14 protein-coding genes are annotated in these 18,735 nt (G+C 72.2%); 5 read left to right on the forward strand and 9 right to left on the reverse strand.

The features are described from left to right. The first annotated feature begins 157 nt into the window (after positions 1-157). The 3 genes from HKK72_RS05315 to HKK72_RS05325 all read left to right on the forward strand — a co-directional run bounded on the left by HKK72_RS05315 (position 158) and on the right by HKK72_RS05325 (position 2,323). On the forward strand, positions 158-742 hold the full coding sequence (locus tag HKK72_RS05315; protein WP_187233102.1) for a hypothetical protein: 585 nt from the start codon (positions 158-160) through the stop codon (positions 740-742). A 161-nt stretch (positions 743-903) separates the two neighbouring features. Further along, positions 904-1,479, forward strand: a complete 576-nt coding sequence (locus tag HKK72_RS05320) for an HdeD family acid-resistance protein (protein WP_187233103.1) — start codon at positions 904-906, stop codon at positions 1,477-1,479. Between the two features lie 79 nt (positions 1,480-1,558). Continuing rightward, complete coding sequence (locus HKK72_RS05325; RefSeq protein ID WP_187233104.1) at positions 1,559-2,323, forward strand: crotonase/enoyl-CoA hydratase family protein; 765 nt, start codon at positions 1,559-1,561, stop codon at positions 2,321-2,323. Positions 2,324-2,473: 150 nt separating this feature from the next. Here HKK72_RS05325 and HKK72_RS05330 read toward each other — a convergent pair whose 3' ends face one another. From HKK72_RS05330 to HKK72_RS05360, 7 genes are all read right to left on the reverse strand, one after another. After that, positions 2,474-3,019 carry a copper resistance protein CopC gene (locus HKK72_RS05330; RefSeq protein WP_315987087.1) on the reverse strand — a complete coding sequence of 182 codons (546 nt, stop codon included), beginning with the start codon at positions 3,017-3,019 and terminating at the stop codon, positions 2,474-2,476. After that, on the reverse strand, positions 3,016-3,732 hold the full coding sequence (locus HKK72_RS05335) for a YcnI family protein (RefSeq protein ID WP_187233105.1): 717 nt from the start codon (positions 3,730-3,732) through the stop codon (positions 3,016-3,018). The genes HKK72_RS05330 and HKK72_RS05335 overlap by 4 nt, the downstream gene beginning before the upstream one ends. 128 nt (positions 3,733-3,860) lie before the next feature. Beyond that, positions 3,861-4,472, reverse strand: a complete 612-nt coding sequence (locus tag HKK72_RS05340) for an MFS transporter (protein WP_187233106.1) — start codon at positions 4,470-4,472, stop codon at positions 3,861-3,863. Positions 4,473-4,570: 98 nt separating this feature from the next. Then, complete coding sequence (locus HKK72_RS05345; protein WP_187233107.1) at positions 4,571-5,266, reverse strand: hypothetical protein; 696 nt, start codon at positions 5,264-5,266, stop codon at positions 4,571-4,573. A 476-nt stretch (positions 5,267-5,742) separates the two neighbouring features. Beyond that, complete coding sequence (locus HKK72_RS05350; protein WP_315987088.1) at positions 5,743-7,113, reverse strand: pitrilysin family protein; 1,371 nt, start codon at positions 7,111-7,113, stop codon at positions 5,743-5,745. Further along, entirely contained in the window at positions 7,110-8,366 is a 1,257-nt protein-coding gene (locus HKK72_RS05355; protein ID WP_187233108.1) for a M16 family metallopeptidase, read from the reverse strand. The genes HKK72_RS05350 and HKK72_RS05355 overlap by 4 nt, the downstream gene beginning before the upstream one ends. A 466-nt stretch (positions 8,367-8,832) precedes the next feature. Then, positions 8,833-9,036 carry a cold-shock protein gene (locus tag HKK72_RS05360; protein WP_187233109.1) on the reverse strand — a complete coding sequence of 68 codons (204 nt, stop codon included), beginning with the start codon at positions 9,034-9,036 and terminating at the stop codon, positions 8,833-8,835. A 389-nt stretch (positions 9,037-9,425) separates the two neighbouring features. Here HKK72_RS05360 and HKK72_RS05365 point away from each other — a divergent pair, with 389 nt between their 5' ends. Further along, on the forward strand, positions 9,426-9,620 hold the full coding sequence (locus HKK72_RS05365; RefSeq protein WP_187233110.1) for a DUF5999 family protein: 195 nt from the start codon (positions 9,426-9,428) through the stop codon (positions 9,618-9,620). Positions 9,621-9,650: 30 nt separating this feature from the next. Here HKK72_RS05365 and HKK72_RS05370 read toward each other — a convergent pair whose 3' ends face one another. Continuing rightward, complete coding sequence (locus HKK72_RS05370; protein WP_187233111.1) at positions 9,651-12,110, reverse strand: LuxR C-terminal-related transcriptional regulator; 2,460 nt, start codon at positions 12,108-12,110, stop codon at positions 9,651-9,653. Positions 12,111-12,308: 198 nt separating this feature from the next. Between HKK72_RS05370 and HKK72_RS05375 the strand changes: the two genes are divergently transcribed. After that, entirely contained in the window at positions 12,309-13,730 is a 1,422-nt protein-coding gene (locus tag HKK72_RS05375) for an NAD(P)/FAD-dependent oxidoreductase (protein WP_315987089.1), read from the forward strand. A gap of 6 nt (positions 13,731-13,736) precedes the next feature. Here the strand turns inward: HKK72_RS05375 and HKK72_RS05380 are convergent, their stop codons facing one another. Next, the gene (locus tag HKK72_RS05380) at positions 13,737-18,620 is read right to left on the reverse strand and encodes an HAD-IC family P-type ATPase (protein ID WP_222720359.1); all 4,884 of its coding nucleotides are present in this window, start codon (positions 18,618-18,620) and stop codon (positions 13,737-13,739) included. Positions 18,621-18,735 lie beyond the last annotated feature (115 nt).

The raw sequence follows: 18,735 nt of genomic DNA on the forward strand, positions 1-18,735 counted from the left end.
GGAGCGCTTCCGGCGGCCGCGCCAGGTGATCATAGGGCGATCAACTCAATTCCCTGGTCAAGAGGGGTCATGGGTTGTGTTGCCGGTGTTGATGACGGCAATGAGACGCTGATTGATTTGCGTGGTAATTGAAACGGCGAGCGGGGACGGCGTGACCATGGCCAAAAACGATGTGCTCGTGAAGAGCGACCCCATGTGGCGGATGGCGGTCGGCGCCGAGCTGCAGCGGATCGAGGAGATCTGCGCCCGGGCGGCCCTGGGGCAGGCCGAGACCGTCAAGCTCTGGCGGATGGCGCACGTGTGGCTCGGCACGTTCGCGGTCATCGCCGCCGGGGCGGCGGGCAGCATGATGCTGGCCGTCCCGCGCTTCGCCGTCCTCGCCGGCACGCTCGCCCTGGGCGCGGCGATGCTGGCGACCGTCCTGAGCGTGGCCGGCCCGGCCCGGCGCGAGAGCCAGGCCGCTGAGGCCGCGCGGGCGCTTCAGGCCGTGGAGATGCTGTCCCGTCAGGCGCGGCAGGTGGATCTGCCCGGGCAGACCTTCGAGCAGGCCCGGCACACGCTGGGCGAGCTCACCGAGCGCTGGCAGAGCGCCAACGGGTCGGCCATCCCGGCACCGCGCTGGGCGCAGCGCCGTGCCGAGCGCGGCATCCTCCCCGAACTGGGCGAGGGCGCGATGCTCGACCGGATCAGTGACGTGGTCAGCGTCTTCCACCGCACTCCCGTCACCGCGGAGCAGGCCTAGCGGACCTCGCTTTCGAACCGCTGCTCGCGGCGGCCGAAAGCGATTTGCGAGTAATGCCGCGTTTGGTGATATCTGCCTCTTTTATGGTGTTGACCGGCCACGGTCGCGGCGAGGAACCGATCAGACATCCCTCGCAAACCAGACGAAGGGACGTGAGACGCATGCTCGACAATCTCGCCAGGCACTGGTCGGCGCTGGCGGTGCGCGGCGTGCTGGCGGTGGCCTTCGGGCTCATCGCGCTGATCTGGCCGGGGATCACCCTGCTGGTGCTCGCCGTCGTGTTCGGCGCCTACGCGTTCGTCGACGGCGTCTTCGCGGCGCTGGCCGCGGTGCGGGCCCAGGGCACGGGGCGCATCCCACTGATCCTCGGGGCCATCGCCGGCATTTTGATCGGGGTCGTCACGTTCTTCTGGCCCGGTGCGACACTCTTCGCGCTGACCATCCTCATCGGCGCATGGGTTTTGATCACCGGGATCTTTCAGATCTTCGCGGCCATCCGGCTGCGCAAGGAACTCCCGGGCGAGTGGATCCACCTTCTCACCGGTCTCGTCTCGGTGCTGTTCGGTGTGATGGTGCTGTTCTGGCCGGTGTCGGGTGCCGTGGCGGTGGCCTGGCTCATCGGGATCTACGCGATCATCTTCGGGATCCTGCTGATCACAGCCGGCCTGCGGGCCCGCAAGGGCGGGCAACGGCTGGCGCACGGACCCACGGGCGGCCCGGCGGCGTCACCGTTGTAGCCGGGGCCCGGCACATGGGCCGGGAACCACGATCGCGACGCGGGGATACTGTACGGACCGAACGGGAGGATCAGCATCGATGGCCGTACGTATCGAGAAGAACGGTCCCGTGACCACCGTCATCCTGTCCCGACCGGACGTTCGCAACGCGGTCGACGGCCCGACCGCCCGGGCCCTGGCCCGCGCGTTCGAGGAGTTCGACGGCGACTCCGGCGCGTCCGTCGCGGTGCTGTGGGGCGAAGGCGGCACCTTCTGCGCCGGCGCCGACCTCAAGGCCCTCGACACCGATCGCGGCAACCAGGTCACCGACGACGGGGACGGCCCCATGGGACCGACCCGAATCCGGCTGTCCAAGCCGGTGATCGCCGCGATCAGCGGGCACGCCGTCGCGGGCGGGCTGGAACTCGCCCTGTGGTGTGACCTGCGGGTGGCCGAAGAGGACGCGGTGTTCGGTGTCTTCTGCCGGCGTTGGGGTGTACCCCTCATCGACGGCGGGACCGTCCGGCTGCCGCGGCTCATCGGAGAGAGCCGGGCCATGGATCTGATCCTCACCGGCCGGCCGGTCGACGCCCGGGAGGCCCATGACATCGGGCTGGCCAACCGGATCGTGCCGGTGGGGCAGGCCAGGGAGGCGGCCGAACGCCTCGCCGCCGACCTCGCCCGTTTTCCGCAGACCTGCATGCGCGGTGACCGGATGTCGGTCCTCGAGCAGCATGGGCTGGCCGAGGAGGTCGCGATGGCGGGTGAACTGCGGCACGGCAAGGGCGCGCTCGCCGAGGCCGTCGACGGCGCGGCCCGTTTCGCCGCCGGGGCCGGCCGCCACGGCGACTTCACCGCGATCTGAGGACCGGCGACACCGGCCGCCGCGTCGCGACCCCGCAGAAGCCCCGTCCCTGGCGCTTTGCCATGCGGGGCCGGGACGCCCTGTTGCCGGCGGCGTCCCGGCCCCTGTCCGCGGAGCGAGGTCCACGGGGCCGGTAGGTTCCGGCGTCGGTCAGTCTGAGCGTCGTCGGGTCAGGGCGATCCCCGCCACCACCAGGGCGGCGAGAGCGGTGCCCAGCGCGATCCACCACCACCCGGAGCTGGAGGAGCCGGACGTCGACGCGCCCGGTCGGGCGGTAGTGGTCACCGCGGGGGCGGGTGCCGACGAGCCTCCGCCGGCGTCCTGGCCCGACGTGGGGGTGCCCCGGACGGTGAAGCGGTATTCGCCGGTGACGGGATGCCCGTCCACGGCGACGACCCGCCAGCCGACCTGGTAGACGCCGGGCGCGAGCGATCCGGCCACCTGCTGGGTGACCTTGTTGTCCACAGCCTGTGCGCGACCGGACTCATGGCGCCGGCCGGACGCGTCCGTCAGGACCACCTGCGGCAGGATCACCGGGTCGCCGTAGGTCAGCACGATGCGGGCAGGAGGGGACACCGTCGTGCCGGGCCCGGGAGAGGCCTCTTTCAGCGTGGTGTGCGCGTCGGCGGGAGTGGCGGTGCAGAGCACCAGCGCCACCACCGCCGATGCGGCCCACAGCCGGGCCGGCCGGATCACTGTCGGCTCCGCCCGCGGCGCAGGCCGTAGCCGCCGACCGCCGAACCGATCAGGCCGAGGGCGATGCCGGCCGTGCCGAGCAGCCGGGCCGTCCCGTCGCTCGCCGTGTCGGAGTCGCGTGCGGTGACCGTCGGGCCCTTGGCCGCGACCGGCTGGGCGGCGGCGCCCTTGGGCGTCAGGCTCAGCACCGGTGCCGGATGCTCCGGCTCCTGCCCTCCGGTGCCGGGGTCCTGGTCCCACCGGACGACCTCACCGCCGGAGTAGGTCTGCAGGGCCTTGAAGACCATCCGGTCGGTATCGGTCGGCAGCGGCCCCATGGAGACGTCGAACTCCTGGAACTGACCGGGATCGATCCGGCCGCCGGACCAGGTGATCGTGGCGACCGCCTCGGTCAGCTCCCCGTCGTGGGACTTGATGGGGGTCGGCAGCTTCTTCTTCTCGACCTTGACCTTCCAGCCGGGCAGCGGGCGTACCGAGACGGACGCGACCGCATGGTCCAGCGGCAGGTCGACCTGCAACTTGGTCGTGCCCGCGTCGTCGCGCTCGTTGGGCACGCGGAAGGCGACCTTGGCGTAGCTGCCCTGCTCGGCGGTGCGGGGGTTCACGGTGACGTGCGCGGCGGCTGCCGTGGCGACGCCGAAGAGAGTGACGGCGGCCAGGCCGGCCACAGCCGCGGCTCGGGAGATGGGTCGGGCCGCGCCGACACGACCCATACGGAGATGGGACGTGCGGATATGACGAGATGACGACATGAGAGCTCCGTTCGAACCGATCACGGACGTGATGACAGACCGGTTCCCTGCCAGGGAGACCGGCGGCGGTCGGCGCCCAAACCGGTGAGTCAGACCAGTGAGAGCGCCGTCGAACGCAGCGGCGGCCCGCGGCGCAGGAGCACGTGCCGCAGCATCCGGCCGGTCGGCCGGATGGTGACGGCCGTCGTCACCGGGAAGCGAACGGGTCCGATGATCGGGGTCGGCCGGGCGGCGGTGAGCAGCGCCCGGGCGGGACGACCCGCGAGGGCCGCCACCTGCCGCGTCAGTGTCCACACCGCACGTTCACCGCGCCGCAGCCACAGGGCCGCCAGCAGCGCGGCGGTGTAGTGCGCCAGCACCATGCTGAGACCGGGCTGGTGCGCCACCAGCGCCGTGACGTGATGGCCGGCGTGTGCGGCGGCCGGCCCTGGGATCGGTGCGGTCGACTCCAGTGCGGTGGCGGAGAACAGGACGTGCAGCATGAACTGCCCGCCGAGTAGTCCGCCGAAGATGGTCGCGAAGGCCCGTTCATGCCCCGACAGCGTCATCGACAGGGCCATGACCCCGGCGAAGCCCACGGCGAGCGCCCAAGGCGCGACCGCCGCGCCGGAGACGACGGTGTGCCCGGTGGCGGCCAGCGTGACGCACACCGCCGAGAAGACACCCGCGCGGCCTAGACGCAGCAACGGAGGAATGGCCATGACGCGCCTATATTGCCATCCGCCCGGCGAAGGCGTCAGCCACCCGCGCGGACGGCAGCGGCCGGTCCGCGGTCCGGCCGGGGGAGACGGTCGTCCGGTCAGCCCAGGATCTTCCAGTCGCCGTTCACGACCCCGAGCCGGTGCTGCTCCTGCGTGGTGTCGGCGGTCATGTAGCCGCTGCTCCAGCGCAGGTCGGAGAAGCGCACGACGACGGTCCCGTTCTGGAAGGTGCCGCCGACGACCGTGGTCGTGCGCAGCGCCCGCACCTCGTCCCGCCGGTTGTAGTCGTCCACGTGCGCGACGTGGTAGCGGCACCTGTCCATGGAACCGAACGCCCGGTCAGCGAAATCCTCCGAGGCGTAACGGGCGCAGATGGAGGTGTCTCCGTTGCCGAGACCCCGCAGCCACGCCTGCATCACCGCTCTGGCCCCGCTGGTGTCGCCGACTTCCGGCGCTGAGCCGGACCCGGGCTCGGGACCGGGGTCGGTGCCGGATCCACGATCGGAGCCGGAATCGGATCCGGTGTCGGAGCCGGGCCCCGACCGGCCGTCCGGCCGGGGTGACGAACTGCTCTCCGGGTCTTCGGGCTTGATGGTCTGCGCGCGGGAGGACTCGGTGCTCGGGCCGCCTGAGGACGGGCCGGCGGATGGGGACACGCTGGGAGGAGCCAGGGGCGTGTTCGGATACCCGAGCGTCGACTGAAGCGCCTGATTGACGCCCTGCTCGGCATCGGCGTTTCCGGCTCCGGCGGCGCCGGGATCCCGCAGGGCCAGCGCCCCCACGGCGATGAGCATGAGAAGCGATCCCGTGCCGATGATCGCGGCGCGCCGACGCCTCGCACCCGCTCGACCCGGCGGCCGGGTCGCCGGATGTGACGAGTCGATGCCCGTCAGGGCGCGAGACCGCGCGGGTTCGGGCCGCGCAGGGCCTCCGTCCTGGAGCGGCGGTCGCGGCCCCTCCTTCGACGGCTCGGCCGACGGCTCCGGCCCCGCCCCCTCGTATTCGCCTGCCGGGACGAGCAGCGGCTCAGGCGGTGTCTCCGCTGGGCTCGGAGTTGCGGTCTCGCCCCGCCCGGCATTGGGTTTCGCATGTTTCGCGTGTCTCGCAGCCACATCCGTCTCCCACATCTCGTTGTGTCCAATCGGCCCCGGCAGACGCCGGAGGCCGCAGCCGTCCCAGCGCGGAGTCTAGATCGGGAAGATCGGGCATCACAAACAGACAAGGATCTTCCACGACCTTGTTCGCCTGAGCCGCCCGGGGCGGCGCCGGATCAGGCCTCGGCCGTGACCACGCTGACCTCGGCGAAACCGAGTTCCGCCAGCGGATCCCGGATCTGGTCCGCGTCGCCGACCGCCACGATGGTCAGCGCGTCCGGGTCGACGTGGGCCGCATAGGCCTCCGCCGCCCGCTGGGGGCTCGTCGCCCGGATCGCGTCGAGATGGCGCTGGGGGTGATCCGCGGGCAGATCGCTCGCTGCGGCGTCGGCCAGTTCGGCCGCCACCGCCCGTGCCGTCTCGTAGTTCGCCGGCGCGCGGTCGGCCAGCGCACTGATCGCCGAGGCGCACTCCTTGCCGGTGATGCCGTCAAGCGCACTGCGCAACGAGGTCAGCGCGTCGGCGACGGCGGGCGCGGTGGCCTCGGTGTGCACGGCGCCTTCGGCGATGAAGAGCCCGCAGTGCCGCAGCCGCAGCAGCCCGGCCCGCATGCCGTAGGTGTAGCCCTTCTCCTCGCGGAGCACGGCGTTGAGCCGCGACGTCAGCCCGCCGCCGAGGACGTGCGCCGTCACGGCGAGCGCGGCCCAGTCAGGGTGATCGCGGCCGGGAATCCCGTGGCCGAAGGACAACTGGGTCTGGACGGCGCCGGGCCGGTGCACGATCACCACGCGCGGGCCGGGCCCCGGACGGGCCATGTCCGGAGCGGGAAGCGCCGAGCCCGTCGCCGCGAAGCCGCCCAGGGAAGAGCTGAGCAACCCGTTCACGTCGATCCCGGCGAGATCGCCGGCCGCCACGACGGTGGCCTGCGCGGGCACAATGGACGAGTAGAACGCACGGACGTCGTCGCCGGTCACGCGGGCGATCGTGTCGGGGTTCCCGCCGGTGGGCCGGGCCGACCGGCTCTCGGCCGGGAACATGACGGCGCGCAGCTCACGGCGGGCGCGGCTGTGCGGATCCGCGTCCTCCTGAGCGATCTCCTCCAGCCGCTCCCTGGCCAGGCGCCGTACGTCGTCGTCCGCCAGCGCGGGTGAACCGATCACCGTCGACATCAGGGCGAGCGCGTCCGCGAGGCGGGTCACCGGCACGTCCAGTGCGACTCGCAGCGCGGTCAGGTCCGCGGCCGTGTTGAGGGTCGCGCCCAGCCGGTCGAACGCGGCGGTCAGCGCGGTGCCACCGCCCGCTTCGGTCCCTTCGAGCAGGGCGCTGGCGGCGAGCGTGGCCACACCGTCCAGGCCGGTCGGCTCCCGGCTCGCTCCGGCGTCCAGGACGAGGCGTACGGCCGCCAGCCGCCGATCGGGCAGATGGCTGTGGAAGGTGGTGAGCCCGTTGCCGAGCCGTCCCTGTTCGGCGGCCGGGAACGTCCACGGCGGCATCGGGCCGGGCGTCGGGCGCGCGGGCGTGCTGTCGGAAAGCGGGGCGGTCTTCACTCGGCTGCTCCGTAGGTCACGACGGCGCGGGCGCCCGGCGAGAGCCAGCGCGCCGCGACGTTCTTGATGTCGGCGGAGGTGACGGCCGCGGCCCGCGCGGGCGCGCTGAAGACGCGGGCCGGTTCGCCGAACTGCGTGGCCTGCTGCGACAGGGAGTTGGCCAGCCCGGTGACCGTCTCGGTGCGCTCGAGGAAGCCGCGTTCGGCGAGCGCGACGGCCCGTGCGGCCTCGTCGTCGTCGGGTCCGCTCGCGGCGAACGCCGTGAGCTCCTCGTCGATGGCCGCGGCGATCGCGTTCGTGTCGGGCCCCATGGCCTCGACCAGCGCGGCGGACGGGCCCGAGGCGAACCTGATCACGCTGACCCCGAGCTCGGTGGCGATCTCGTCGCGGCGGACCAGCCGGTCATAGAGCCGGGAACCCGTCCCGCCGCCGAGGATCTCGGCGGCGAGCTCGGCGGCCTCGAGGTCGGAGGTGCCGTCCGGGGGCAGCCGGAACATCCCGAAGTAACCCGGGGAGGGCACGTCGGCGGTCACGTGCCTGGTGGACAGCTCGGTGATCGGGCCGAGGTGACCGTCCGCGGCGGGCGGTGCGGACGCGCCGGCCGGCAGCGGGCCGAAGAAGCGCTCGACCGCTGCGAGGGTCTCGTCCGGGTCGACGTCGCCGACGATGGACAGCACCGCGTTGCCCGGCGCGTACCAGGTCGCGAAGAAGTCCCGGCAGTCGTCGAGCGTGGTGGCGTCGAGGTCCTCCATCGAGCCGATCGGGGTGTGCGCGTACGGGTGGCCGGCGGGGAAGGTGAGCGCGCACAGGTGCTCGAAGGCGTCCCCGTACGGCACGTTGTCGTAGCGCTGGCGGCGCTCGTTCTTCACCACGTCACGCTGGTTGTCGAGGTTGGCCTGGGTGAGGGCCGCGGGCAGCGTGCCCATCCGGTCGGCCTCCAGCCAGAGCGCGAGTTCCAGGTGGCTCACCGGAACCGTCTCGAAGTAGTTGGTGCGCTCGAACGAGGTGGTCGCGTTGAAGGTGGCGCCGGCGCTCTCCATCAGCGCGGCGTGCTCACCCTCGGCGACGTTGCCGGACCCCTGGAACATGAGGTGCTCGAAGAGGTGGGCGAGCCCTGTACGACCCGGCTGTTCATGCCGCGAGCCGACCGCGTACCAAAGGTTCACTGCCGCCAGCGGCACGACATGGTCCTCGCAGACCACCACCCGCAGCCCATTGCCGAGCGTGTGCTCGTGCAGTGGCCGTTCTGCCACGGATCGCTCCCGTCGGTCGATGCCTACGTCCCCCGACGCGCTCTGACTCCTACGTTTCCGAGGACACTGATTCGCGCTTCACCGTACCCGCTCGAGGAGGGTGCCGACCGTCCGTACGGCCGCGCGTTGATCAGCGGGTTCGGCGGCCGGGCTCGAGGGCGCCCAGAGATCGCCCAGAGATCATCGCACTAGCGCGTCGCGCGGGCGAAGTCGCCCACGAACCGGGCGAGTAGACGGGCGAACACGGCCTGATCGGCCGCGGATCACTCGCGCGTGGCGGCCGCGATCGCGCCCCGGCGGAATTCGTGCACCTGTTCCGAGAGCGCGTCACCGGCGGCGGTGCGGCTCGCCGGATGGCCGAGGACCTGCGGCGACCGGCGGCGTGAGCACCCGCGTCATGGCGGGCCGACGAATATGGGCCCGCCCCGCGTCAGCGGGAGCGGGCCCATATCGAAGCCGAGGTGGATCAGATCGCCGTGACCTGCTCCGCCTGAAGGCCCTTGGGGCCCTGCGTGGTGGTGAACTCCACGCGCTGGTTCTCCTCAAGGCTGCGGTAGCCCGACGAGGTGATCGCCGAGTAGTGCACGAAGACGTCGGCGCTGCCGTCGTCAGGCGCGATGAATCCGAAGCCCTTTTCGGCGTTGAACCACTTTACGGTTCCCTGGGACAACTGCTTCTCCTTCAAGAGAGCCTCACCGGACCGTCAAGGTGACGGCCCTGGGCTGCGTAGCGGACCTTTGACTTGCATCCGCGGAAATCATCCCGGAGAAGCAATACGCCCGCTGCCTGCTAGTTCCGCGAGCGCTTCACAAAGCTCAAACGTACGAGGAAAACATGACTGCAACACGGGCATCATACCCGATGTCGCCCCGTTGGCACGCCGGGCCACAGCGGAACCAGACGCGGACCCCCGTCACGGCCTCTACCTGGGCAAAGTCGTACCCATACCAAAGGAATGGGTATGGATATGGGGATTTACCCCGTGTTGGGGAACCCTTGCCCGGAGCCATGCTGGTCTCGTCGGAGGATCCGGCCACACCAAGGAAGGAGGTGCCGACCATGTGCAATCACAAGCCCGTCTGTCCGTCCGCGGACGCTCTGGACCATGACGCCGCTCGGCTGGTGGCGTTCCACCCGGAACAGGGGTGGGGCCTGCTCTGCAACGGTGTCGTGGTGTTCGATGACAACGGAGAGCTGCTGCCCGACGGGCGCAGCGTCCCCGCCCACCGGATCGCCGTCATCTCCGCGGCCTGAGGCCTCGCGTGGCCTCGCCGCGCCCGCCCGCTACGCATCGGTGCGCTTCGCACCGACCTCCTGCTGCTCGCCCACCCATACCGCTATCTGGGTACGGGAGTTGAACCCGAGCTTGCCGAGGATGTGCTCGATATGGCCCTCGGCCGTGCGTTGAGCGATCGTCAACGTGGTCGCGATTTCCTTGTTGCTCAGCCCCTTGGCGACGAGCCGTGCGATCTCCGTCTCCCGGCGGGTCAACGGTGACGGCGCCGGAGCCTCCTCCCGCCCCTCCTCTGCCGAAGATCGATCTTGCAGGGCGTAGCCGAGCGCCGTGTCGGGACCCAGGGCGGCTCCCCGCCTGACGGCCTCGCGGAAGGCCGGCTCGCCGAGGCCCTGCCGGGTGGTGGACTCGCACCGGTCGTGGAAGTCCATGAGGCGCCCGAACCCGGCGAGCGTGGCTCCGGTCGCCCGCCACAGCGTCTGCAGGATTCCCAGCAGCTGCGCCGCCCTCTGGTGCCGGCCCTCGGCGGCGGCGATCCAGGCGAGCACCTCGATACCGGCGCCGACCCCGAGCGAATCCTCAATCGATCGGGTGAACCGCAGACTCTGCTTCGCCAGGGCGGTCGCCCGGCGGGTGTCGCCGTCCCGCCAGGTCGCGATGCCCAGTGTGAGCAGCGCGTACGCCCGGTACCAGCGCTCCCCGTGGGCGTCGCAGAGTTCGATACATTCCTCGGCCATCGCGACCGCACGCCGCGGATCACCCGCGAGGCAGTGGGCCAGGGACAGCCGGATGAGCGTCGTGGCCAGCCCGGCCGGGTCGTCGGCGGCGCGATGACGGGCCGCCGCCTCCTCGTACGACTTCACCGCCGACTCCGCATCCCCCCGCAGGCCCGCGAGCATCCCGGTGTAGAGATCGGCGTAGCCCAGGATCGACGGCCGCCCGAGCCGCTCCCCGAGGGCCCGGCTCTCCTCCAGCATCGCCGTCGCCTCGCCCAGGAGCCCGTCACGCGCCGAAGCGCCTCCGGGCGGGGCGGTGTCGGCCTGAAGGAGGGCGAGCCGGCCGCCGGCCAGCAGGGCGCGGGCGCGGAGCTCCGTGGGCCCGGTCTCGACGGCGAGACCGCGGTCGAGCCAGCGGCGGCCCTCGGCCAGATGCTGACCGATGACCCAGTGATCGGTAAGGTCGGCCGCCATCCCGAGCCCGGTCGTGAGCTCGGCCGGATCGGCGAAGCAGTACTCCAGAGCCGCCCGCAGGTTGGCGTGCTCGCGGATCAGCCGCGTGAGGCTCGGCGCCTGGGCCGGGCCGAACAGCCGGGCGCGGGCCTCGGCCGACAACCGCAGGAAGTGGTCGCGGTGCCGGGCCCGCAACGCGTGCTCGTCTCCGGCCTCGGCCAGCCGGTTCAGGCCGTACTGACGGGTCGTCTCCAGCAGGTGGTACCGGGCCTCGGCCGGGTGCTCCTCGCGGATCAGCACGGACTTGTCCACCAGCCCGGTCACCAGGTCGATGATCTCCTCGCGCGCGATTCCGTCCCCCGCGCAGACCGCCTCGGCCGCCTCCAGGTCCAGCCCTCCGGAGAAGACCGACGCCCGCGCCCACAGCAGACGCTCTTGCTCGGTGCAGAGGTCGTGGCTCCAGTCGATGAGCGCCTGGAGCGTCCGATGGCGGGGCGGCGCCGCGGGTGATCCGCGGGTGACCAGCCGGAACCGATCGTCGAGCCGGTCGAACAGCTCCTGCGCCGAGAGCGCCCGCAGCCGCATGGCCGCCAGCTCGATGGCGAGCGGGATGCCGTCCAACCGGCGGCAGATTCCCTCCACGGCGTCCCGGTTGGACTCGGTGACGGCGAAGTCGGGCAGCACCGCCCTGGCCCGGTCGGTGAACAACTGCACCGCCTCGTTCTGCGCGGACGACCTGAGGGGTGACCGGGAGCCGTCGGCTCCAGGGGGCGGCAGCAGCGGTGGCACCGACAGCAGGTGCTCGCTCGCGGTGCCCAGCGCCTGCCGGCTGGTCGCGAGAATCCGCAGGTCGGGCGCGGAGCGAAGCAGCGTCTCGGCTACGACCGCGCAGTCGAGCAGCAGATGCTCGCAGTTGTCCAGGATCAGCAGTGCCTGCCTGCCCCGCAGCTCCTCGGCGAGCTGCTCCAGCGGGGTCAGCGCCTCCGGGGTCAGCGCCTCCGGGGACAGGGTCTCCAGGGGCGGCGTCTCCGGCGTCTGCGTCTCGGGTGGCGGGCCCATGACCGTCGAGATCACCTGGATGAGCTGCTCTGAGTCATCGAGTTCGGCCAGCTCGACCAGCGACACGCCGTGCCGGAAGGCCCGCCGCACCTCGCCGGCCGCGCGCATGGCGAGCCGGGTCTTGCCGACCCCGCCCATGCCCGTGAGGGTCACCATCCGCGATGCGGACAGCAGACGTTTGACCTCGGCCAACTCGTGCCGACGTCCGACGAAACTGGTCACCTCGGCCGGGAGCTCGCGCCGCTGCCGCCGGGTCGAGTCGCTCGATGCCGCGCCACTCATCACATGCCCTGTGCCGATCCTGTTGAGGAGCGCCGGTCGCACCCGAATTTAGACCGACATAATCCATGTTATGTACCCGGCCGTTCGCCGTGCACGGTCGAGGCCTGGCCGTCCCGGCGTCTGAGCGGTGGGCCTTCGAGATCCGGTCCGGCGGCGGTGTGACAATCGAGTCTGACAATCCACACGCGAGGAGACATCGTGAGTGACACGTACGACGTTGTGGTCCTTGGCGCGGGGCCCGCGGGGGAGAACCTCGCCGACCGGGCCCACGCGGCCGGTCTGTCGGTGGTGATCGTCGAGCGGGAACTGGTCGGCGGTGAGTGCTCCTACTGGGCCTGCATGCCGAGCAAGGCGCTTCTGCGTCCGGTCTCCGCCGTCCACGACGCCGAACGGGTCGAGGGCGCCCGGCAGGCGGTGTCCGGAGATCTCGATGTGGCGGCCGTACTGGCCCGCCGTGACGAGTTCGCCTCGCACTGGAACGACGACGGGCAGGTCTCCTGGCTGAGCGGTGCGGGGGTCGACCTCGTCCGCGGGCACGGCCGGCTCGCCGGGGTACGGCAGGTCACCGTCACGCTTCCGGACGGCGGCGCGCGATCACTCACCGCCAGGCACGCGGTCGCCGTGTGCACGGGCAGTCGCGCGGCGATCCCGCCGGTTCCCGGTCTGGCCGACGCCCGGCCCTGGACGAGCAGAGAGGCCACGAGCGCCAAGCGGGCGCCCGGCCGGCTGATCGTGGTCGGCGGCGGAGTGGTCGGGGTGGAGATGGCCACCGCCTGGCAGGCGCTGGGTTCCAAGGTCACCCTGGTGGCCCGCAGAACGCTGCTGACCTCGATCGAGCCGTTCGCCGGCGAGATCGTCGCCGAGAGCCTGGTGTCTGCCGGCGTCGAGGTGCGCACCGGTGTCAGCGTGACCGCCGTGCACCGGCAGGCCGACGGCGAGGTCACCGTACGACTCGAAGGCGGCGAGGAACTGCGGGGCGACGAGGTGCTCATGGCCGTCGGCCGTGAGCCGAACACCCATGACATCGGGCTTGAGACCATCGGGCTGGCCCCGGGGTCGTGGCTCGCGGTCTCTGACACCTGCGTGGTGGACCAGGTGGATGAGGGCTGGTTGTACGCCGTGGGCGACGTCAATCACCGGGCCCTGCTGACGCATCAGGGGAAGTATCAGGCACGGGTGGCGGGCGACGCGATCGGCGCCCAGGCGAAGGGTGAGCCGCTCGCGACCGAGCCGTGGGGACGGCACTCCGCGACGGCCGACCACGCTGCCGTACCGCAGGTGATCTTCTCTGATCCCGAGGTCGCCGCCGTGGGGCTCACCGCCGAGCAGGCCCGCAGGGAGGGCCGCGAGGTCAAGGTCGTCGACTACGAACTCGGCGACGTCGCGGGCGCCGGGCTGTACGCCGACGGCTACCGGGGATCGGCGCGGATGGTGGTCGACACCGGCCGGGGCCATCTGGTCGGGGCCACCTTCGTGGGGCCCGGCGTCGGCGAGATGCTGCACGCCGCGACCATCGCCGTCGTGGGCGAGGTGCCCATCGAGCGCCTTTGGCACGCCGTGCCGTCCTATCCCACGATCAGTGAGATCTGGCTGCGGTTCCTGGAGGAGTACGGCTGCTGATCGGGCTCAGGCGCTTACGGCACGGGTCGCGATCACGGCGCTCAGGGTGCCGGCCGCGGCGGACCCGAGGACGATCGTCCAGGCGATCGGGCCCAGCGGCGTGCACTGGAAGAAGGTGCTGACCCCCGGGGTCTCGACGATGGTCGCCAAGATCGCGCCGGAGACGACCACGGTCGTGATCACGAGCGGGCTGTGCGAACTCGTGAGCAGCGTCTGCCCGAGTTCGGCGCCGACCAGCGCCGCCAGGGCCATGGTGCTGGCCCGCCGCCGCCGTCCGGTCAGGGAGCCGAGCCGCCAGGCCAGGGTGGCGCCGAACGCCGTGGCCGCGCCGCGTACGGCGATGGTGCGGGCGAGTTCCGGCCCGAGGACCGAGGGCACCGGCCCCGTGGTGAGGGGGCCGGCGTCCTGCGACTCCTCGTCAGCGGCCTTCGCCGGCGCCAGTGCCACGGCGAGCGAGGGCAGCATGTCGGTGAGCAGGTTGACCAGCAGGAACTGCCGGGTACCGAGAGGAGCCTGCCCCGCGATCGCGGTGGCCAGCAGGGTGAAGGCCACCTCGCCGGCATTGCCGCCCACGAGGATGGACACGGCGTCACGAACGCTGCTCCACAGCGCGCGGCCCTCGAGCACGGAGTCGACGATGCGGCCGATGTCGGGGTCGGCGAGCACCAGGTCGGCGGCGTTGCGGGCGACCGCCGAGCCATGGCCCGAGACCCCGATGCCGACATCGGCCAGCCGGATCGCCGGCGCGTCGTTGCTGCCGTCCCCGGTCATGGCCACGACATGGCCGGCGCGCTGGAGCGCCTGGACGATGCCGACCTTCTGCTCGGGAGACACCCGGGCGAAGACGGTGCTCGATGCGATGCGCGCGACCCGCTCCTCCTCGGGCAGCACCTCCAGCTCAGAGCCGGTGAGCACCCGGTCGGCGTCCGGCACGCCGAGTATCTTGGCGATGGCCACCGCCGTGATGGGATGATCTCCCGTGATCATGGTGACGCGGACCCCGATCTCGGACAGCCGCTTGATCGCCGCCGCCGCGGACGGCCGCTCGACGTCGGCGATGGCGACGAACCCGAGCAGCGTGAGGTTCTCGGCCGCGGTGGCCACCTCGAGCTCGGCGGGATCCTGGTCGGCGAGCAGGTGGCGCTCGGCCACCGCGAGCACCCGCAGGCCGTCCTCGGCGAGCCGGCGGACCAGTGCCTGCGCGGCGCGCTGGCGAGCCGGCGTCATGGGCGTCGCCCGGCCGGCGTCCGTCGACGCCGCCATGTCGCTCTCCTCGGGTGCGGCCTTCTTCCGCTGAGCCTTGGGCCGGGTGACGAGTACGGACGAGCATCGGGCGAGCACCACCTCGGGGGCCCCCTTGACCGCGAGGTGCAGTCTGCCGTGCTCTTTGCCGAGTGAGGCCGCGTAGCCGCGGCTGGTCTCGAACGGAAGCTCGTCGATCAGCCACCAGTCCTCGCCAAGGGCGCCGTGGGCGCGCGCGCCCTCGACGATCGCCCGGTCGGTGGCATGCGCCATCGCCAGCCTTCCGGTGCCGTCCGGCTGCGGGCTCGCATGTGCCGCGACCTGGAGCACACGCCGTCCGAGGGGGCTGTCCAGGCCGATGACGCCGCCCGGCCCGGCCAACCGGGTGACCGCGAGCCGGCCCTCGGTGAGCGTCCCGGTCTTGTCGAAGCAGATGGTGTCGACCCGGCCGAGCGCCTCGAGCGACCGGGACGACCGCACGAGCACTCCCCGGCGGGACAGCCGGCGGGCGGCGGCGAGCTGCGACACGGTGGCGACCAGCGGAAGGCCCTCGGGAACGGCGGCCACGGCGATGGCGATGCCCGACGACACCGCGTCGCGCAGCCCGACCCCGCGCAGGATGCCCAGGCCGGTGACCGCCAGCCCGGCGAAACCCGTGGCGGGGAGCGCGATCTTGGTCAGCTCGCTGAGATGGACCTGCAGGCCGGCGGGCGGCGCGGCGCGGCCGGCCGCGGCGGTCGCCCGTCCGGACTCGGTTCCGGAGCCGGTGGCCACGACCACCGCATGGCCGGTGCCGGCCAGGATGGCGGACCCCTCGTACACCATGCAGGTGCGATCGGCGAGGGCGGCGGCGGGGGTCGGGTCGGTCGCCTTGGTGACCGGCAGCGACTCGCCGGTCAGGCTCGACTCGTCGACCTCCAGATCGTCGACCTGCAGCAGCCGGGCATCGGCCGGCACCACGTCGGAGGGGGACAGCCGGATGATGTCGCCGAGGCGCAGCCGATGGGAGGGGACCCGCTCCACGTCGGCCGTGGTGAGGTCGGCGAACAGGTCGTCCACGGTGTCGCCGTCGGGCGGTGTCCACAGCACCTTCCGCGCGGGCAGCTCCTCGCTGATCAGCAGCTTGCTCAGGGCGCGCTCCGCGCGGATCCGCTGCAGGCTGCTCACCGCCGCGTTGCCGGTGATGACGCTCGCCACGAGCCAGGCGTCCACGCTCGAACCGACGATGGCCGAGGCGGCGGCGCCGAGCGCCAGCACCGGGGTCAGCGGGTCGTGCAGCTCTTCTCCCATGGCCTTCAGCAGCTCCACGGAGCCACGGGCCGGGGTCAGCACGAGCACCGAGGCCGGGCGGCCGATCCACGCCGGAGGCCGGGGGAGGCCCCCGGGCGGCGTCATCCGGCTTCGCGCGGAGTCGACGACGGCGCGGACACCGTGCCGGGGGACGGGCAGCCGGTCGAGTTCACGGCCGGTCGAGGCGAGTCGGACCAACGCGTCCTCGGCCGTCAGGGTGTGCCAGGCCGCCCGGGTGACCGGCTCCGGATCCGGCGCCGTCGCCACCCGCCGGGCCTCCAGCACACCGCCGAGCAGGGCGAGGAGGGTCGCGCTGTGCACCGGTGCCATGCCGACGGCGCTGCGGTTCGGCCTGCCCACGGAAGAGACGAGGGCGCCCAAAGCGGATCCGCCGACGCCGATGCGGGCCGACCGGTCACTGACCTTCCGCGCCGCCGGCAGGGCATGCATCAGCCGGCACGCCTCGCCCAGCCCCGGGCCGACCAGCAGATCAGCCGACCACGGCACCGGTCCGGCTCCGAGCACCCCGACGCCGACGTCGGCGGCGTCCAGGGCGTCGTCCTGCCGCCCGGTGATGAGGAAGACGCCGCGCCCGTCCGCCTGCATGGCGCGGATCTGGTCCGCGAGCGACTTGGCGGGCAGCACCTGGTCGGCCCAGGGCAGGATGTCGCCCATGCTGTCGTGCTCGGTGAGCACCAGCCTGTCGACACCGTGCCGGGCGGCTCCGAGCAGCGCGTCGGCGAGCGGGTCCAGTTCACAGCCGACCCGCACACGACCCAGCCGGGCCCCGGTCGCGTCGAAGAGGTCGAGGGTCAGCGCGGTGGGACCGTCAGGCCGCCCGGGAACCGCGTCCGGAGCCCGTCGCAGTGTCCATTGCCGCTTCGACCAGGGGCCCTTGCCACTCATCTCGTCGAGCCGGTGTCCTCGCACGACCTTGCTGGCGATCCGCCATACCTCGGCGTCCCCCAGGTCAGGGGTCGTCGCCGCCGCGGAGAGGATCTGCGGCCGTGCGCCGCACAGCACCTCGGAGTCGATGACGACGGTGTCGATCCGGTCGAAGCGCCGCAGGGTCCTGCCGTCGAGCGGCACCACCCCCCGACGGCAGAGGTCGCGCGCCAGCGTCGCGGCGAAGCCCTCACGGCCGAGTCGCGCGGCCCTCGGAACCAGCACCAGCATGGCGTGCGCCGCCCGCTCCGGGTTGCGGGTCCAGGCGAGGACGCTGCCCGCGCCGAGGAGCGAGGCGATCGAGACCCGGTCGGCCAGCCTCTCGATGGGCCCGACGGGCAACGGCACCGGCCGTGGAACAGGTTCGTGCGTCTCTCGTGGCAGATGCTCATCGGATGAGCACAGCTCGGGTTCCCTGCGCACCCAGACCGCGTGGCGAGCTCGATGCTCGCTGAGGTGGATCATCCGGAACAGCATGTCCAGGGTCAGCGGTGTCGGTGCCCGGGAGAGCCCGTTGAGCGTGGCGTTGACGACGCCGAAGATCAGTTCGGTGTTCACCGGGCCGATGCGCCGGGCGATCGCCTCCCACAGCCGTGGTTGCGCCTCGATGTACGCGATCGGGGCACGGACACCACGGGACAGGAGTGGCAACCAGTCCGGGCGGGACAGGGCGACCGCCAAGGCGACCATGTCCACGGCGAGCACGGTGATCGGCGCGACCAGATGGACCTGGTCTCCTGGAGACTGCCGCGACCAGGGAAAGGTGTCCTCGTCGGTGGCGTGCGCCTCCTCGACGGCCTCGATGATGTCGACCAGGTCGTCGACGCTCAGTTCGTCGTCGTCGAAGGACACGAGGACCTGCCGCGTCACCGCGTTGACCGCCGCCCAGTCGACCCCCTTCAGCCGGCTCAGCGCGGAGGTGACCGCCTTGGCGAGCCGCCGGTGGTGCGGTCCGTGGCCGGTGAGACCGCGGACCTCGATGTGGGCGCGGCCGTCGGACGCCCACACCCGGCGCCGGCGCCGGGTCGGCCCGAGATCGCCGAGAGTGGAGGCCGCTGCGGCGGCGATGGCGGGGGGCACGCCCGTGGCGCCCTTGGCGGCGCGCGCCGGGAGGGACCGGATCGACCCGGCCACCGACCTGGCCACCGAACCGGCGGACGAAGCGGCTTCACCTGCCATGGACGTCGCCTTTGACGCGGCGTCCACCAGCGCCTCGCGGCCGGCGCGGGCCGGCCGTACATCGACCACGGTGGCGGCGACCATGACCACGGCGGGCACCAGGCCCACCGTGTTCCTCGCCATCTGAGCCGGCAAGGCGCAGACCGAACCGGCGACCGATGCCGCCTCGCCGACCACGCCTCGACCCGCGGCCGCCACGTCGCGACCGGCCTCCGCCAACTCACGACCGGCCACCGCCATTTCACGACCGGCCTGGGCCATTTCGCGGTCGGCGTGAGCCGTGTCGCGACGGGCCACCGCTGCCCGGGCGAGAGACGGCAAGGGAATGCGCGCAGTGCAACGACTGACC

The sequence above is a fragment of the Actinomadura sp. HBU206391 genome, assembly GCF_014323665.1.
Lineage (GTDB): Bacteria > Actinomycetota > Actinomycetes > Streptosporangiales > Streptosporangiaceae > Actinomadura_C.

What these genes read in the sequence shown, in the direction of transcription:
- HKK72_RS05315 (WP_187233102.1), top strand. Translation starts at nt 158, where the DNA reads ATGGCCAAAAACGATGTGCTCGTGAAGAGCGACCCCATGTGGCGGATG.
- HKK72_RS05320 (WP_187233103.1), top strand. Translation starts at nt 904, where the DNA reads ATGCTCGACAATCTCGCCAGGCACTGGTCGGCGCTGGCGGTGCGCGGC.
- HKK72_RS05325 (WP_187233104.1), top strand. Translation starts at nt 1,559, where the DNA reads ATGGCCGTACGTATCGAGAAGAACGGTCCCGTGACCACCGTCATCCTG.
- HKK72_RS05335 (WP_187233105.1), bottom strand. Translation starts at nt 3,732, where the DNA reads ATGGGTCGTGTCGGCGCGGCCCGACCCATCTCCCGAGCCGCGGCTGTG.
- HKK72_RS05340 (WP_187233106.1), bottom strand. Translation starts at nt 4,472, where the DNA reads ATGGCCATTCCTCCGTTGCTGCGTCTAGGCCGCGCGGGTGTCTTCTCG.
- HKK72_RS05345 (WP_187233107.1), bottom strand. Translation starts at nt 5,266, where the DNA reads ATGCTCATCGCCGTGGGGGCGCTGGCCCTGCGGGATCCCGGCGCCGCC.
- HKK72_RS05365 (WP_187233110.1), top strand. Translation starts at nt 9,426, where the DNA reads ATGTGCAATCACAAGCCCGTCTGTCCGTCCGCGGACGCTCTGGACCAT.
- HKK72_RS05370 (WP_187233111.1), bottom strand. Translation starts at nt 12,110, where the DNA reads ATGAGTGGCGCGGCATCGAGCGACTCGACCCGGCGGCAGCGGCGCGAG.